General features: G+C 72.4%; 10 protein-coding genes. All 10 read right to left on the reverse strand.

All coding sequences use genetic code 11. From position 1 onward, the window contains the following. The 10 genes from rpsL to QE410_RS13965 all read right to left on the reverse strand — a co-directional run bounded on the left by rpsL (nucleotide 1) and on the right by QE410_RS13965 (nucleotide 16,647). On the reverse strand, nucleotides 1–369 hold the full coding sequence (gene rpsL, locus QE410_RS13920) for a 30S ribosomal protein S12 (protein ID WP_013584051.1): 369 nt from the start codon (nucleotides 367–369) through the stop codon (nucleotides 1–3). Nucleotides 370–721: 352 nt separating this feature from the next. After that, nucleotides 722–1,633, reverse strand: coding sequence for a hypothetical protein (locus QE410_RS13925; RefSeq protein ID WP_307333113.1), 912 nt, complete (start codon nucleotides 1,631–1,633; stop codon nucleotides 722–724). Continuing rightward, complete coding sequence (locus QE410_RS13930; RefSeq protein WP_307333115.1) at nucleotides 1,630–3,327, reverse strand: DUF5684 domain-containing protein; 1,698 nt, start codon at nucleotides 3,325–3,327, stop codon at nucleotides 1,630–1,632. Before QE410_RS13930 ends, QE410_RS13925 begins: the two co-directional genes overlap by 4 nt. Next, nucleotides 3,324–5,834, reverse strand: a complete 2,511-nt coding sequence (locus tag QE410_RS13935; protein WP_307333117.1) for a transglutaminase domain-containing protein — start codon at nucleotides 5,832–5,834, stop codon at nucleotides 3,324–3,326. Before QE410_RS13935 ends, QE410_RS13930 begins: the two co-directional genes overlap by 4 nt. Then, nucleotides 5,831–7,207 (reverse strand): DUF58 domain-containing protein, encoded by a 1,377-nt coding sequence (locus tag QE410_RS13940; RefSeq protein ID WP_307333120.1) that lies wholly within the window; start codon nucleotides 7,205–7,207, stop codon nucleotides 5,831–5,833. The genes QE410_RS13935 and QE410_RS13940 overlap by 4 nt, the downstream gene beginning before the upstream one ends. Nucleotides 7,208–7,253: 46 nt before the next feature. Continuing rightward, nucleotides 7,254–8,219, reverse strand: a complete 966-nt coding sequence (locus tag QE410_RS13945) for a MoxR family ATPase (protein WP_307333122.1) — start codon at nucleotides 8,217–8,219, stop codon at nucleotides 7,254–7,256. Between the two features lie 56 nt (nucleotides 8,220–8,275). Continuing rightward, complete coding sequence (locus QE410_RS13950) at nucleotides 8,276–14,206, reverse strand: Ig-like domain-containing protein (protein ID WP_307333124.1); 5,931 nt, start codon at nucleotides 14,204–14,206, stop codon at nucleotides 8,276–8,278. Further along, a complete protein-coding gene (locus tag QE410_RS13955) occupies nucleotides 14,203–15,339 on the reverse strand; it encodes a serine/threonine-protein kinase (protein WP_307333125.1) in 1,137 nt (378 codons plus the stop codon). Before QE410_RS13955 ends, QE410_RS13950 begins: the two co-directional genes overlap by 4 nt. A gap of 97 nt (nucleotides 15,340–15,436) precedes the next feature. Continuing rightward, nucleotides 15,437–16,099 carry a spermidine/putrescine ABC transporter substrate-binding protein gene (locus tag QE410_RS13960; protein WP_307333127.1) on the reverse strand — a complete coding sequence of 221 codons (663 nt, stop codon included), beginning with the start codon at nucleotides 16,097–16,099 and terminating at the stop codon, nucleotides 15,437–15,439. Between the two features lie 56 nt (nucleotides 16,100–16,155). Beyond that, entirely contained in the window at nucleotides 16,156–16,647 is a 492-nt protein-coding gene (locus QE410_RS13965; protein ID WP_307333129.1) for a hypothetical protein, read from the reverse strand. Nucleotides 16,648–16,655 lie beyond the last annotated feature (8 nt).

A 16,655-nucleotide genomic window follows, 5' to 3' on the forward strand; every position in this document is an offset into this window, starting at 1 on the left:
TCAGCCCTTCTTCGCGCCGTAGCGGCTGCGAGCCTGCTTACGGTTCTTGACAGCCTGGGTGTCGAGCGCACCGCGGACGATCTTGTAACGGACACCGGGGAGGTCCTTGACGCGACCACCGCGGACGAGCACGAGCGAGTGCTCCTGCAGGTTGTGGCCCTCGCCGGGGATGTAGGCGGTGACCTCGGTGCCGTTGCGCAGCTTCACACGGGCGACCTTGCGCATGGCCGAGTTCGGCTTCTTGGGGGTCGTGGTGTACACGCGAGTGCACACGCCGGCCTGCTGGGGGTTCGACTTCAGCGCGGGAGCCTTGGTCTTCGAGACCTTCGGCGAGCGGCCCTTGCGAACCAACTGCTGAATGGTTGGCACGTTCTCTCCTTGATTGGCTGGGCGTCGCCTCGCGGTGGCGCCCAGGGTGCTGCACGGTGACAGCGTCGTGTCTCCCCCGCCATGCCGCGCATCTTGCGATTCGTGACGTGTCGGGCTCACGTGTGATCCACCCCGCGTCAGAATGATCTGACGCGCTTCGCGGTGGATATGCCGTGGGGGCGACCTGTTCGCAGGCCGATCCCTGAGATGGTGCGAGCGTTGATCCGTGCGACACGCCCGAGGGCACGACACACGGCGCGCGTGAACGCACACCCGGTCAATGATACGCGTTCTCCGGGGGTGCGGCAAACATGCACCGAGGATGCCATGCGGAGCCACGGACGCCGCGGGATCAGCCGAGCAGGAGTGCGACGCCGACCGCAGCGACCGCGACCACCGCGCCCATGACGGTCAGCAGGATGAGCAGCCGCACTCCTCCTCGAGCGCGTCGCGGGCGCGTCGTCGCGGCATTCGTCGCCCGAGGCCGCGGGTCGGCCGCCCTCCGCGCCACCCGGACGGGGGCGTCCGCGCGCGGGGCGTACGCCTCTCGACCGAGGACGGTGGGTGAGCGCGCCTCGCGCACCGCACCGGGCTCGTCGATAGGGGGCGGCGGCGGCGTGCGGTCGCCCGCGCGGGAACCCGCGGCGGTCGCGTCATCGACCCCCTCGTCGGCCGCGGTGTCGGTCGCGGCGGCGGTCCCGGTGTCGGCCACGGTGTCGGCCACGGTGTCGGGCTCGGTGTCGGGCTCGGCCACGCTGCCGGTCCCGGTGCCGGTCCCGGCGGCGGGCTCGGCGGCGAGCTCGGCCACGATGCCGCCACCCGGAGCGTCTTCGTGTGCAGACCCGCCACGAGGAAGGAAGGGATCGGCACGGACGCGGCCCGACTCGCGGGGAGAACGGACCGCGGCGTCGCTGGTCCCCCGTCGGCGCCGCTCGGCGCGTCGGTCAGCCGACCGGGACACAGCGGTGTCTTCGTCGGGGTGGGGCTGCTCGGACTCCGGCTGCGGGTCGACCGACGACGGCGGCGCGGAGCGCCCCACAGCCGGACGGACGCGGACGGTGTCGTCGACGGGGTCGGTGACGCCCTCGGGCGCTCGATGCCCGGTACCCGGCGCGGATCGGGCTGAGCGCACGGTCTCGTCGTCGACCTCGTCGAGTGCCGGCGCGACCGGCCACGCGCGCAACCGGCCGGCCCAGAGCGTCACGTCGTCGGCGGCGTCATCCGGAATGTCGGCGGCGTCATCCGGAACGTCGGCGCCGCTCACGTGTCGCTCCGCGCCAGTCGCACCTCCGCGTCCCCCAGGAAGAAGCGCGCCCCTGCCTCGATCTCCTCCCCGCGGGGAGCCTCGACCTCGGTGCCCATCAGCGTGGCGAACAGCACGCCGTTCGTGGAATCCAGATCGGTGATGTACCAGGTCTCGCCCCGCAGCTGCAGACGGGCGTGGGTCTTCGACACCGTGCGCGTCTCATCGGAAATCGCCACGAGCTGCGCGTCGGGGTGGGCGGCATCCGGACTCGGCCGACGCCCCAGGATGACGACATCGGAGGTCAGAGCGACCGGAGCACCGCCGGGAGGCACCAGCATCCATGGAATGCGCTTGCGACGTGTCACCACGGTGCGGTCGAGGGCGTCGGGGTCGTCGTCGGCGACATCGGGGACCGCCGACTGCGCGTAGAGGGAGGACACCGACGTGCGAGCGGATCGCGGAGAACCGGCCTCCGGCACCTCGGAGACGGCGGACACGGCCTCCGACAGCTCAGGGAACTCGTCGCCGGGTACGACGGCCGACGGCCGGGCGATCGCCGCCGTCTCGGGTGCCGGACGAGTGAGGGGCACGTCGGCGATCGGCGCCGCGCGCTCCGCGCCGGTTCTCGCCGCCCGCCGGGACGGGGCGCTCCACGCACCGACCGACGACTCTGGGCCGGCCACGGCGTCATCGGGGGCGTCAGGGTGCTCATCCGACGCGGAAGCGGCCGGCTCGCCCCCGTTGGGCGCGTCGCGGGTCGACGGCTCGGCGACGGGGACGAGCGCGGGCGCATCCGTCGACGGACGATCGTGATCGGCGCGCGACGCGGACAGCCCCTGCAGCGCGTCGACCGCGAGTCCTCGGCGGGGCCCGATCGAGCTGCGGGGGGCGTCGTCGCGGAGGGCGTTCAGCACGTCGGACACCGCAGCGTCGGCATCCGCGTCCGTGCGACCGGATCGCACGGCGTCGACGCTTCGGCGCTGCTCGTCGAACGAAGCCATCTCTCGGCCGACCGGGGCCGACCAGTCGATGGCGGAGGGGACGGCATCGGCCAGCGGGAGCGACGGCGCGGCGAAGGGCATGACGACCGGTTCCGACGCGGGCGCAGGCTCCGGCCCGCCGCGCTCCGCGATCGGCGCGTCCGGGGTCCAGTGCCCGCGCTCCCACGCCGACTCCGGGGTCGCCTTCCCTCCCGCGGGTGCCCACCCGGCGGGTTCCGCGCTCGGCGCCTCCCACGCCGCCGCGGCATCCGGCGTCCAGCCACCGACGAGCGGCACGTACGCCGGTGCGTGGTCGTTTCCGCGGCGGAAGGGCCCGGAACGCTCGTCCACGAGTCCGCCTCCGCCCTCGCCCGACCACCGCGCCGACCCCCAACCCAGGATGCTGGCCCACACCACGGGGAAGAGGGCACCGACCACGGTCAACCCGGCGCCGCCGCCGAAGGCCACGGTGATGCGGTGGACGGCGACGATGAAGACGACGACGAACGCGATGGCGCCGAACAGCGGCACGACGTTCAGCAGGACGAGCCAGGGCGAGAAGTCCCCACGCTGCAGCACCGTCGCGACGTTCAGAACCGGAACCCACGCCTTCCAGCTCGGCTCCTGCATCTTGCGGAACATCGCGGCCAGCGCCAGGGCGAACCAGACGTAGAGCACGACGACGAGCGCAAGCGACGTCATCCCGAGAACCACCATGGTCGAATCGGTCATGTCGTGTCGCGTCCCCCCTGGACGGCGGGACGCTTCCCCCTCTCGACGCGGTGCGGCGGCCGCTGCCGCGAACGGCGAGGGGCGAGGAACCGCAGGAACGATCTCAACGATACGGCCGCGCGCAGCCGCTGCCAGCGGCTCTGCCGAGTCCGCAGCGCCCGCCGCTCCTCGTCGACGATGCGCCAGAACGCCGCCGCCTCATCGGCACTCACCGTCGCCGACGAGAACACGGCGCGATCGGCGGCGTCGGCCAGTGGGATTCCGCCCGGCGTGGCGAAGGCGTCAGCGGTCTCGCGGCGCGTCGGTGCGGGCGGCAGGACATGGCGCGAATCGACCCCGGCGTCGACGTACTCGTCCCACCCGCCCGCGATCGCGTCGCGCGGGTCGGGCGCGCGACGACGACCGCGGCGTCGCACCGCCTTCGCGGCGATGACGGCCAGGAAGGGCCCCAACACCACCAACAGGCTCAGCACCGCGATGCCTCCGATGCGCAGGAGCATCCACAGCCATGTCAGGTCGATGCCGTCTTCGATGGACTGGTCGTCGTCGAGGGCGTCGTCCTCCTGCACGGGCTCGGGCGGGATGACCTCTTCGACGGTGTCAGGCCGGACCTCGGTGACGTTCTCGGGGTCCTGCTGCTGGGTGACTTCGAGACTCGGCGACTTCGCCCACTGGGGCGTGACGTCCACCGGGGTCCAGCGACCGTCGACCCCCTGCACCTCGGTCCAGGCGCTGACATCGCGGGGGCGGCACTCCCCCGCGTCGCACGTCGGCAGCGTGGAGTCGGTGGAACTCAGCCGCGCCCCGACGACGACGCGGGCGGGGAATCCCAGCTCGTGGGCGATGAGGGCGGCCGCCACCGCGAACTGTTCGTCGTCGCCGACCGCGGCGACGTAGTTGTCGGACGCGGCGGCCCGCGGGTCGTCCTCCCGCTCGAGCAGTCGCTCGAACATGCGGTCGATGCGCGCGAGGGAGTGACCGGAGGCACTCGGTTGCACCTGATACCCCGGGAGCTCTTCCGCCCAGGCCGGCGCCGACGCACCCTCGGGCGCGAGGCTGTGGCTGAGATACCCGCGCTCGCGCAGGAGCTGCACGAGCCCCTGAAGGGCCGCTCCGCCGGAACCCGTGACGTGCTCCTGCACCCACCGACGCAGATTGTCGCCGCCGGAGGGTCCGGACGCGTCGCCGGGTGCCGACAGCGAGGTCAGATCCGAACCGGTGGGCTCGACGGCGACGAGCCGGTACCGGTCGCCCGCGCGAAGGCCGCCCTCGGCGATCTGCACGCCCGCCTGCGCGTCGGCGCTGTAGTAGAAGCGATCGGCGAGCAGCGCCCGGCGATCGCCGTCGAACGTGGCCCGCGCGAGGCGCCCGACCGTCGGCATCCACAATCCACCGAGGTCGACGATCTCGATCTCCGCATCGACGGCCCGCCCCTCGCCGGCGTCGCGCGAGGACGGAAGGCGGACGAATCCACCGCCCCCGGCGCCGGATGCGCGGAAGATCTCCCCGTCGTACGTGTCGAGCGTGGCGATGCGGACGCGCTGCGGAAGCTCGCCGTCACCGCCGACGCGGAAGAGCACGTCGTCGGAGCGGGCGTCGGAGAACAGCGCGCGGTACTCGGCCAGCGGGCTCGCGGCTCGTGCGATCTGCCGCTCGGGACCGGCAGCGGACCGGAGCACGAGGCGGTCGGCATCCCGTGCCGCCGACGGCACGACCGCGACGGTCGCCACGGCCGCGACACCGATCATCGCCGCCCCCAGTGCCGCGCGGCGCCGGCCGACGAGGGACGCCCCCCGGCCGACGGTCGCGGAGACGACGCTCGCCCGTGCGAGCGCACGGCCGCGCTCCTCACGCGCGCGCCACGCCAGCCACAGCACGGCCGCGAGCAGGGCCCCCAGGCCCACGGCGGTCTCCACGGGGGCCCGCACCTCGACCGGTCCGACGGTGAGCGGCGCGCTGGTGGCTGTGCGTCCGAAGAACAGTCCGAACCCCGGCATCGCCATGCCGGTGATCACGGCGATGGAGGCACGCCCATCCGCCCGGACCGAGAACGCCAGCGTCAGGGCCGTTCCCACCAGGAACACCACCAGCGCCGGAACGAGGAGGTTGCGGTACGTCCCCACCGGCAGATCGACCGTGACCAGATCCTTCCAGGCGACGATCACCCCGCCGAAGGCTTCGCCCAGACCCCGCGCTCCATCGAGCACCGACGTCATCCGCGATGGCACCGCCACCGGCACGGCAAGAACGGCGAAGGCGACCACGAGCCCGACCGTGAGCGCCCACCCGCCCCACCGACGCCACGAGACGACCGCGACCACCGCCGCCGCGGCGAGCGCGGACACCACCACGAGCAGCACGAACGCGCCCGTCGCGTACACGGGCCACGCCGCCACCGCAGCCAGGGCGACCGACGCCGCCGTGTACGCGGCCCCGGCCACTCGACGGGGCGTCGACGACGGGTCGCGACGGCGTGCAACGGAGCGTGCGTGCTGACGTGCGCTCACGAGGCGGCCCCCCGCACCAGCAACCCCGAGAGGTCGTCGAGTGTGCCGATGGTCAGGACGGTGAGGCCGGCGACGCTCTGCATGCGCGGATGCGCGCGTTCGTCGCAGATCACCGCCGCGACCGCGGTGTCGGCCGGGAACGCCAGCGCCGCCTGCCGCAGCCGGGTGAGGGGCACAGCCGCCCCCACGACGACGAAGGCGATCGACAAGCGCTCGGTGGATTCGGATGCCAGGCGGCACACGTCTTCGACGGGCATGGTGTTGTCATGGCGGCCGAGTCCGCTGAACCCGTCGAGCATGGCCCGTCGTGACACGACCGGGAGATGACGGATCGCGCGTAGGCGGCCCTTCACGACGCGGGGGATCTCGGACCCCGTGACGATGTCGACGTCGCGGGCATCGCGGACGGCACGCAAGCCCAGCGACGCCGCAGCGGAGACGGCGAGCTCGTACTCGTCGGCATCCGTGTACTCCGCCGTGGCCGCTGCCAGCACGATCGCCATGCGCGAGCGCCGGGACTCCTCGTACTGCCGGACCATGAGTCGGCCGGTCTTGGCGGTCGACTTCCAATGCACCTGACGGCGCGCGTCGCCCGGTACGTACTCGCGGATGGCGTGGAACGACATGTCGGCATCCACGAGACGGCGGGTGGCGCTGCCCTCCAGGTCGCGGATGAGTCCGGCGCTCGTCGAAGGGAGCGCCACCGTGCGCGGATGCACGAAGAGATCGTGGACGTCGTCGAAGGAGTGCTCGCGCCGGAGCAGCCCGACCGGGTCGCTGCGCACGGTCGTGACGGGGCCGATCCGCACGACGCCGCGCGGGAGCGGAGGGATGTCGAGGGGCTCGCGCGAGACATGCCCGGAGCGCAGGAACGGCACCGCGAACTCCACCAGCCCGCGTCCCACGGGGATGTCGAGTCGTCCGGGCAGGGCGGGGCGCGCACTGTCGTTGCGGACGACGATCTCGCCCGTCACCCCGTGTCCGGCGACGACACGCTCGTGCTGCAGCGTCAGATCGACGTCGTAGGCGCGGGCGCCGAAGAGGAAGGGGATGCTCATCACCACGAGCAGCAGGCCGGCGACGCCGGCGACCATCCACTCCACCCATCCGAACACCGTCCCGAGCGTCAGACCGACGGTGGCCGCGATCGTGACGACCGCTCCTGCCGGGCGCACCGTGCGACCGGCCCAACGCCCGGCGCCCACGACAGCGGCGACGACGGCCCGCCACACCTCCGTCGCGCGCACGACGGCGCGCACGATGCGCCGCTGACGCCGCACCGCGGTCGAGGTGACCGACGTGCTCGAGCCGGTGCGCATCGTGCGCGCGGAGGTGCGCGTCAGCCGCGACGCGGTCAGATCGGACTCGGGCACGCGTCACCTCCCGCCGGTGGCGCGGTCTGCTCGGCCGGGGGCATCGTCACGCGCTCTCGCGCTGCGTGGGAGGGAGCGTGTCCAACAGCACCTGGCCGATGACCGCCTCCTGCGTGACGCCGTCGAACTCCGCCTCGGGGTGGAGGATCAGCCGGTGCGAGAGCACCGCGACCGCGAGGGCTTTGACATCGTCGGGGGTGGCGTAGGTGCGCCCCTGCGCCGCCGCGCGGGCACGGGTGGCCCGGGTCAGGGCGAGGGCCCCTCGGATGCTGACGCCGAGGCGCACCTCGTCGGCCGTGCGGGTGGCATCCACGAGTCGGGCGATGTAATCGAGCACGAGGGCGTCGACGTACACGGATGCCGCGAGGTCGGCCATGCCGACCAGCGCCTGCGGGGTGATGATCGGGCGCAGGTCGGCGGTGGCGACCGGTGCGCCGTCGAGGATGCGGACCGTGGCGGCGTGATCGGGGTACCCGAGCGAGGTGCGCAGGAGGAAGCGGTCGAGCTGGGCCTCGGGCAGGCGGTACGTGCCGGCCTGCTCGACGGGGTTCTGGGTCGCCAGCACCAGGAACGGCACGCCCACCGGACGCGAGACGCCGTCGATGGTGACCTTGCCCTCCTCCATCACCTCGAGCAGCGCCGACTGGGTCTTGGGGCTGGCCCGGTTGATCTCGTCGGCGAGCACGATGTTGGCGAAGATCGGCCCGGTGTGGAACTCGAACGACCCCGTCTTCTGGTCGTACACGGTGATGCCGGTGATGTCGCCCGGCAGGAGGTCGGGCGTGAACTGGATGCGGGTGTTCGTGCCCTGCACCGACTGCGCGACGGCACGGGCGAGCGACGTCTTGCCCGTACCGGGGACGTCCTCGAGGAGGACGTGACCGTCGCTGAGCATCGCCGTGAGGACGAGTTCCACGACGTGACGCTTGCCGAGGACGGCGCGCTCGACGTTGTCGGCGATCTGCGCGAAGGTCTGGGCGAACCAGGTGGCCTGCTCCTGGGTGATCGTCATGTCGTGTTCCTTCGGGCGTGATCGAACGGATGCCGGATCGGCGGGGTCGGGGGGCGTCAGGCGCCGGGCTTGCACGGGCCGGAGAGCTTCGCGGTGGCTGTGTCGAGGTTCCACCCGGTTGTGGACCAGTCGACGCTGACACCGACGTTCTCGACGGTGGTGGCCCCGGCGGGGACGAGGGTCGGGTTGCCTTCCGTCTTGGGGAGAACGGCACCGCTCTTGTCGCGGTAGACGGCGTCGTCGTACGAGAAGGCGAAGGTGGCCCGGCCGCTCGACGAGGCACCTTCGGCGCGGAGCGCACCGCCGGCCTCGCAGCTCGCGACCTTCCAGCTCGCCTGGACCTGGTACGGGGCGCTTCCCGCGGCCGGTTCGACTCTGCCGCGTTGGGACTGCGTCTTCCAGACCTTGTGCTCGAAGTACACGAGGATGTTCGGATCGCGGTCGAACACGGTGGATCCGTCGTTCCAGTTCTCGTACTTCACCTCGTTGTTGCGCGGCGGTGTGCTGCCGGCTTCGATCTTGCGGTCGATGTACCACCGGGCGGCGTCGCCCTTCACCTCCGCCTGCGGATCGACGCGGAAGGTGTAGCCCGTGGGGGCGGCGGCGTCCTGCGCCACGTTCAGGCTCTGCTTCACCGACACGACGCCGTAGGACTCCCCGCGGAAGAACGTCTCGACGCAGAGGGTGTAGTCGTAGCTCTCGCCGTCGTTGCGGCCCGGGAACTCCTCGCGGGCCGATCCCGACCCCGGCTGGCACCGGGATCGCCCCTCGGCGATGTCGTACGCCAGCTCCACGTCGGCGCCGTTCGGTTGGGCCGACCCCACGGCGACGACGGTGGACTGCTGGTTGCCCGTCGAGCGCGAGGTGAGGTTCAGGGCGAGGTTCTGCGCGATGCCCACGCCGTGCGCGGTGCCCACGAGCTCGCTGCCGTTCGAGGCTCCGCCGAGCCCCGGAGGCAGGGTGAAACGCGAGAAGGGGCGGACGGTGACGGCGGTGGCGTCGTTCGAGCCGACGACGAAGCGGCGCACCTGCACCACGTCTTGGTTGCGGCCGACGTCGACGCGGACGGTGTCGCCCACGGGACTGGAGATCTCGAGGCTGCCCGTCTCGGCCCCGTCGACGCCGCTGATGACCAGATCGGCGACGCCGCCGGCGCCGTCGGTGCGAACCGGGGTGAAGGCGAGCTCACGCGGCGGGGCGGGCGCGCGATAGGCCCAGCCGGTGGTGCGAACGGAACCGCGCGACTCCCCCACGGCGTTGACGGCCGTGACGACGTATTCGCGCTGTTCACCGTTGGGGGCCGAGATCGGCGGGCACGATCCGTCGGCCCCGCACTGTCCGACGATCTGTCCACCCGTGCGCACGGTGAAACCGGAGAGACCGGGGTAGGCGCGGCCCGCCTCACCCGGATCGACCCGCAGGGTCAGCGACCCGTCGGCGAACGCCGTCTGGCGCACACTCGCGGGGCCCCGCGGGTAGCCGAGCAGGTCGAGGACGACACGGGCGTCTCGGCCGGCCGCCGTCGTACGGCCCTGCGCGTCGCGCAGCGTGACGCTCGCGCTGCAGGTCGCGCCGGGGGCGTCCGCCGCCCACGAGGCCGAAACGCTCGTCGACGAGGCGACGGCGAAGCTCACGCCCGTGCACGCGGCCGTCGGGCTCACGGCGACGACCTCGAGCGGGGTCCGGGGCAGGGGGTTGACCTCGCCCGGGGCACCGACCACGTCGATCGTGCAGCCCGAACCCGACGCTTGCGAGCACTGCGACGACGTCGTTCCTCCCTGCGGAAGCGTCGACGGCGCGGCACCGACGCGCAGGACGAGACGGGCGGGGGCGACCGCGGCGTGGCTGGTGATCGAGATGACGGCGGCGTTCTCGGCGCCGGGGAGGGCGCGGTCGTTTCCGGTCACCGTCACAATCGAGCCGTCGAGCGACACCGCGAACGCGGATCCGGAGTACTCCAGGGCGTAACGGACCCCCGCCCCGTCTTCGCGTCCGAGCTGCCACGAGGTCATGTTGCGCAGGTCGAAGGTGGCCGTCTCTCCCGGCCCCACCGTGAGCGCGCCCGGGCGCAGCTCGGGTTGCGGATCGCGTGCCACTACGCCCACGGGCACCGACAGCACCGTCCACTCCTCGCTGCCCGCCACCCGGACGGGGACGCGGCAGGCGTCGGTCCACGGAGACCCTTCCCCGGCGTCGTACGTGACCACGGAGCCGGCGACCGAGCACCGACCCTCGGCGCGAACGCCCGTGGTGGTCGCCTCCGTGCCCACCTCGAGCGTGGCGCGACGGGGCACGGCGACGAGGGATGCCATGTCGAACGAGACGGCGGCGAGCTCGTCGACTCGCTGGGCGGCGTTCGGACGCAGGGACAGGCTGAGGTCGTCGTCACCGGGCACCCGGAGGAACGCGTAGGTCGTGACGTCGGCGTCACCGGCACGCCCGGTGACGGCGAAGGGGATCACCCGCCGTGTCGTCGGCAGCTCACCCGAGATGCGCCGCCCCTCGATCCGGACGTCGGCGGGATCGCCCCACAGCGCCACGCCGAGCGCGCTCACGTCTCCGCCCGACCAACTGGCCTTGCCGGCGATGACGTCGACGCCCGCGGCGAAGTCGTCGCGGTTCTCGACGGTCAGCACCGTATCGGCGACGACCGGATAGTCGGCGACGCTCTCGCGGACGACCTTGACGACGATCAGCCCCCGCCCGGTGTTGCCGGAGTCGGACGAGACGTCGTACAGGAACGACAGGGTCGCCGGTCGATCTCCGGCGCGGAGGACGACGGCCGTGTCCGACACCGTCTCGATGAACCCCTCGAGACGCGCGTACTCGGGATTGTCACTGCCGTCGACGAGGGTCTCGGGCAGATCGGGGCGCACACCGGTGAGCGAGAGTCGGCCCTGCGTCGGGTCGATGTCGTTGGCGAGGGGGCTGACGCGGATGGTCCGGTCCGCCCCCGCCTGCACCTGCACGTAGTCGGTGAAGGTGATCGGACTCGGGTTGGCCTCGGCATCCAGGACCCCGATGCGCACCGTGCCCTCGCCCGTCGCACCGGCGGAGTCGGAGACACGGTAGCGGAACGACACCTGACCGCGGTCGCCCGGAATGGAGAAGTACAGGATCGACGACCCGTCGGGCGAGACGGATGCCGTGCCGCGGTCGGGCTGCGCGACGATGCGGTCGAGGACCACGGAGTCGCCGTCGGGATCGATTCCGAACGCGTCGAAGTCGATCGACGTCGTCCCGCCGCTCAGGACCCGCCCCTCGAGGGTGGCGGGGATCGGCGCGCGGTTGGCCTCGGCGCCGAGCACCGTGATGCGCACCGTCGCCTCGTCCCACAGGGACGGCGTTCCGGTGCTCGACACGCGGTAGGACACCTCGTACGATCCGGGCGTCGTCGGGGCGAGATAGCGAAGCACGCCTGCGGATGCGAAGGCGAGGCCGTCCGCTGCGGGCGTGGCCTGGATGCTGGACGGATCGAGCGTGGGACGCCCACCCGCGGGTGAGACGTCGTTGTCGAGGACGGGGATGTCGATCTGCGCCCCCGCACGCGCCGTCACGGTGTCGTCGACGGCGATGGGGGCGATCTCGGGGGCCGGCGGGAGGAGGTATACCGTGGCCTCCCCCGTGACGCGCGAGCCCTCGTCATCGGTTCCGTCGCTCACCGCGTAGGACACGGTGCCGAGCAGGCCCGCCGCGCCGTCGGACGTACTGCCCGACACCCGGAGATCGTTCTGCCCCACGGTGTCGACGGTGAGCGAGGCGCCGTCCTCGGCCTGGGGGGTGACATCGCTCAGCAGCAGCACCCGACCCGTGGGATTGGACACCGCGCGGAAGACGTCGAGCGTCGCGTCCTCCTGCGGTCGCACGAACGCCACGACCGGGGAGGTCGACAGCTGCGCCGGGGCGTCCGCCGGGAGCAGGGTGATCCGCGCCGTCGCGTTCGCGTCGCGGCCTCCGCCGTCGACGGTGAAGTCGACGCGGTAGACGCCCGGCTGCGAGGCCGTGAGCTCGAAGGTCGTGCTGCCGCCGACGACCGTCGCGGTCGCGGTCGCACCGTCGAGGACGCGCACCGAGGTGAGCGAGATGTCGCCGGCGGTGCCGGTCACGTGGGGTCCGACGTCGACCGACACCGACGAGCCGACCGTGTCGACGACGGCGAACGACTGCGCGGCGAGGCCGGGGTCGGGAGCGACGCGAACGACGAGCGCTTTCGTGGTCGTCGCACCTCGCGTGTCGGCGACCGTGACGTCGAGCTCGATGCTCTGCTCTCCCCCGGATCCGTCGTCGGCGTGCTGGTAGACGACGTCTCCGCCGGGTGTGGCGGCCACTGTCCCGACACCGCCCGGGTTCTCGACGGAGAGCAACAGCAGGGGGTCACCGTCGGGGTCGACCCACCCGGGCAGCACCGGCACCGTCACGGTGCCCCCGCGTGCGACCTCCGGCGTGGGCCACGGCTGCAGGCACGTGTCGACTCCGCACCACACCGGCGCGGCGTTGGCGTCGGCGGGTGAGACCGTGAGCGTGACGGTGGTGGGCGCGGAGGTCAGCCCGTCGGCGGTCGTGCCGTCCGTCACGGCGTACGAGAACGTCGCGCTACCTGTGGCGTTCGGCGCAACCCGGACCGCGAGCCGCTGGCCGGAGTCGGTGAGGGTGAGCGTTCCGAAGCCGGGGTCGAGTCCCGTCACACTCTCGCCGACGATGCTCAGCACGTCTTCGTTGGGGTCGTGGTCGTTGAGCAGCACGGGCAGCGCGACGAGGCGGCCCGGGCGGACGCCGAACGCATCGGGCTCGGCGATCGGGGGCTTCGGATCGAGCACGACGCTGAGCTGCTCATCGCTTTGCACGGTCGTCTGTTCGGTGCGGTCGTCCAGCGACCAGTTCTGGCTGGAGGCGACGAGCGCACCGTCGGGCACTGTCCACACCCAGCCCGTCCGCGTCTCGTTCAAGATGATCGCGTGGTCGGTCGCGACGAACACCGGACGACGTTGGTCGGGCATGGTCGCGCCACCGTAGTCTAGCCCGGTCTCGCCCTGGTCCGACCGCCACAGTGTTCCACGGGAGTCGCCCGGGAGCAGCCACGCGGCGTACGCGATGCCCTGATGCCATACGGGTCGGGCGGGCTGACCCAGCACGTTGCCCCCGCCGCCCATCTCGCGCCGGGGCTCGGAACCGTCGATGGGGATCGTCCACAGGGACTGATCATCGGCGACGTACACGGCGCGGGCATCGGGATCGGCGTCGCCCACGACGACCTGATCGCCCGTGTCGATGTCGACGGGGTCATCGCCGCGCACCCAGACGCGGCCGGAATCGGAGTCGAGGAGAACCCACTCGTCGCCGGCGGCCGAGAGAACGGGGGCGGCGATGTCGGCATCGAGGGCGTCGCACCCGCGGAGCTCGTCGGATTCGACGTCGTACCGGATGACCGACCCGTCCGCGGAGGAGTAGGCGAACAGCATGCCCCTGTCGTCGAGCGCCACGGCATCCGCCGTATACGCCGCCGCGTCGTCGTCTTCGGCCGCGCCGAAGGGATCGAGTTCGACACCGGCCTGTCCGGCGCGACTCAGGCGTCCGGCGAAAAGCGTCCCGGCATCCGTCCGGTAGACGACGTAGTCGCCCGCGGTGACGACCGAGGTGGTCCCCGCGGGTGTGGCGGGGGCGGTCTGGAGTTGCTCCTCCTGCAGGTCGACGGGGCGCGCCTCGTCGATCCGCGTGAGCTTGCTGAAGCTGTCGGTGAAGAGGTAGGCGCCGTCACCGGCCTGCGCCACCTGGCTGGGGTTGCCCGCCGCACGGACGGTGTCGAGTTCGCCGACGGCGGTGTTGACGCGGGCGTACCGCTGGCCGTCGCCCGTCTGCAGGGCCCAGACGGAGGTGTCGACCTCGGGCGTCTCTTGCGCGTCGAGACCCGGCCACACGATGCTCGCCGTCACGACCAGGGCGGCCGAGACCACCGCGGCGGTGAGACCGGCGAGCGTCGTACGCTTCATCGGAGCACACCCGTCGCATACAGCGCGGCCACCACCACGGCCCCCGCCGTCACGGTCGTCGCCCCGGCGAGCACCCACGGCAGCGGGTGGAGCCGCCGCGACGCGGGAGAGGCGATGTCGGTGTCTTCGTCGCGGGCGTAGCCGGCGACGCCCGCCGGCGCGCGATGCTTGCGGGCGCCCTCGCGCTCGATGTGCGAGCGGGCGGGGCCGCGCAGCGTGCCGTCGGCGAAGTCGACGGCACGTGCGGCGGGAGCCCACTCGGCTGCGGGCACCTCGAGCGGCGTCGCGGGGAGACCCATCTCGGCCTGCACCGTCTGCAGCGCCTCGCCGAACTCGCGGGCGTGGGGATACCGATCGGCGGGGTTGCGCGACATGGCCCGCGCGAGCACGCGCTGCAGGTCGGCGGGCACGTCGGCCCGGGGGATGTCGGTGTAGGAGGCCCGGGCGATGCGCCGGCTCAGCTGCTCGCGGGAGTTCTGGCCCTTCTCGCGACGTTCGAAGGGACTGTGCCCGGCGAGCAACGAGTACACCGTCGCCCCGAGGCTCCAGACCTCGCTCGCGACGGTGCCGGCGGTCTGCTCGGCGACGACCTCGGGTGCGCTCCAGGGCACCGACATCGCCATCATCTCGTCGGCGCCCTGCCGCACGAGCGACGACGAGATGCCGAAGTCGGCGAGCACGGGCGCACCGAAGGTCGTGACGAGGATGTTGCTGGGCTTGACGTCGCGGTGGATGAGGCCGGCGTGATGCGCCGACTCGAGAGCACCCGACATGCGCACCCCGATCGAGAGCACTTCGGCGAGCGGCATCCGCTCCACGCGGAAGCGCTGGGCGAGCGAGCCCGGGCAGTATTCCATGACGATGTAGGGCCGGCCGTCGGCGGAGATCCCGGCCTGGTACACCGTGACGATGGAGGGATGCGCCGACAGATGGGCCAGGACGTCGGCCTCGGCGTTGAACATGCGCAGCAGATCGGCATCGCGCACGTCGCTCGGCAGAACTTTCACGGCCACGTCGCGCCGCGGCATGTCTTGCCCGTAGAGGAAGACATCGGCGAAGCCGCCCGAGCCCAGGGGACGGATGTACGCGAGCCCGGGCAGGATGGGCGGCGACGAGGGAAGCCGCTGCGGCATCGAGCTCCCTCCGAAAGATCCGTCCGCGACCCCGGCGAACGACCCGACGATGCTAACAAAGTCGACTGATCGCACCGGCCGTTCGTGCACAGGCGGCTCAGGATGCCGGCGGCTCGGACTCCCGCGGATCGAAGGGCGCGTCCAAGGAGCGTGTGAGGTCGTCGAGGAGCGCGGCGATCTGCGGTTCGACGTACTCCGCGACGGCCGCCTGGATGCGCAGCCGGTGGTGGAGCAGGATCGAGCACACCTCGCGGCCGATCATGTTCGCGTAGTCGTCGGCCAGACCCACCTCCTGGCGCAGCGCCGCCTTCGCGGCATCCGACAGCGGGGGCAGGGCCGGGATCGCTGCATCCTCTTCTGCGGCCAGGCCCGACAGGGTGAACAGGAACGGCGAACCGGGCTCCGGATCGGGATCCAGCGGCATTCCCTCGAACTCGGGCTCGAGGCCCTCGGCCGGGCGATAGGAACGACGCCGGTTGCGCTCGGCCTGCTGGTCGAGCTCGGCCTGCAGCATCGGGAGGTTGCGGGCGGTGTACTCGGCGACGGCGTGGTCGACGATGCCCTTCACGCGCGTGGACAGTCCGTGCTGCACGCCGTGGGGGACGTCGGCTCCCAGTCCGGCGGCCGAGAGCACGGGAGAGCCGAAGCAGCGCCGGCACGGGGCGACACGGCCACGGTGGTTCGCCGGTTCCCACCGGGGCAGCCAACGCAGCCAGGCGTCCACCGCCTGACCCACCTGGCTTTCGAGCGACCGCTCCACGGCTCTACGCTAGCCCGACACGCCCGGGAAAGAGCGGATGCCACGACTCCCGCGCGTCAGGCTGCGCGGTCCCCCTCGTCGTCGTCCTCCCACCCCCACCGCGGGCCGCTCGTGCGGGAACGGACGAGAAGGATGCCGAAGAGCCCGGCGACCAGCCCCACCGCCGCCACGACGGGGCCGGCGAAGCCCAGCGCGACACTGCCGGCGGCCGCGAGCCCGCGCGCCGGGTCGGAACCGCTGACGAGCGCGCCGACCACGACCCCGACGATCTCACCCACGTACGCCGCGATCGCGCACGGGACCGCGGTGAGGTAACTCGGCGGCACGGCCCGCAGACCCCAGAGCAGGATCCCCGCGAAGGAGGCGAGTGCCGCCAGCTGTCCGATCACCCCCGGCACCACCCCGAGGCCACGCACCGGGATGACGTCGGCGTCGAGCACCAGGCTCACCACCCCGAGGGCGGCGATCGAGAGGGCGACGAAGATGACGGAGGCGAAAACGGCCGCGACCGGCGGGGTCACCCCCGCCGGTCGCGGCTCGTTCGTCATGGCCCGGT

The sequence above is a fragment of the Microbacterium sp. SORGH_AS_1204 genome, from assembly GCF_030818935.1.
GTDB lineage: Bacteria > Actinomycetota > Actinomycetes > Actinomycetales > Microbacteriaceae > Microbacterium.

Bases quoted from the DNA above. Each gene is read 5' to 3' on its own strand.
- QE410_RS13930 (WP_307333115.1), bottom strand. From the start codon at position 3,327: ATGACCGATTCGACCATGGTGGTTCTCGGGATGACGTCGCTTGCGCTC.
- QE410_RS13955 (WP_307333125.1), bottom strand. From the start codon at position 15,339: ATGCCGCAGCGGCTTCCCTCGTCGCCGCCCATCCTGCCCGGGCTCGCG.
- QE410_RS13945 (WP_307333122.1), bottom strand. From the start codon at position 8,219: ATGACGATCACCCAGGAGCAGGCCACCTGGTTCGCCCAGACCTTCGCG.
- QE410_RS13965 (WP_307333129.1), bottom strand. From the start codon at position 16,647: ATGACGAACGAGCCGCGACCGGCGGGGGTGACCCCGCCGGTCGCGGCC.
- QE410_RS13950 (WP_307333124.1), bottom strand. From the start codon at position 14,206: ATGAAGCGTACGACGCTCGCCGGTCTCACCGCCGCGGTGGTCTCGGCC.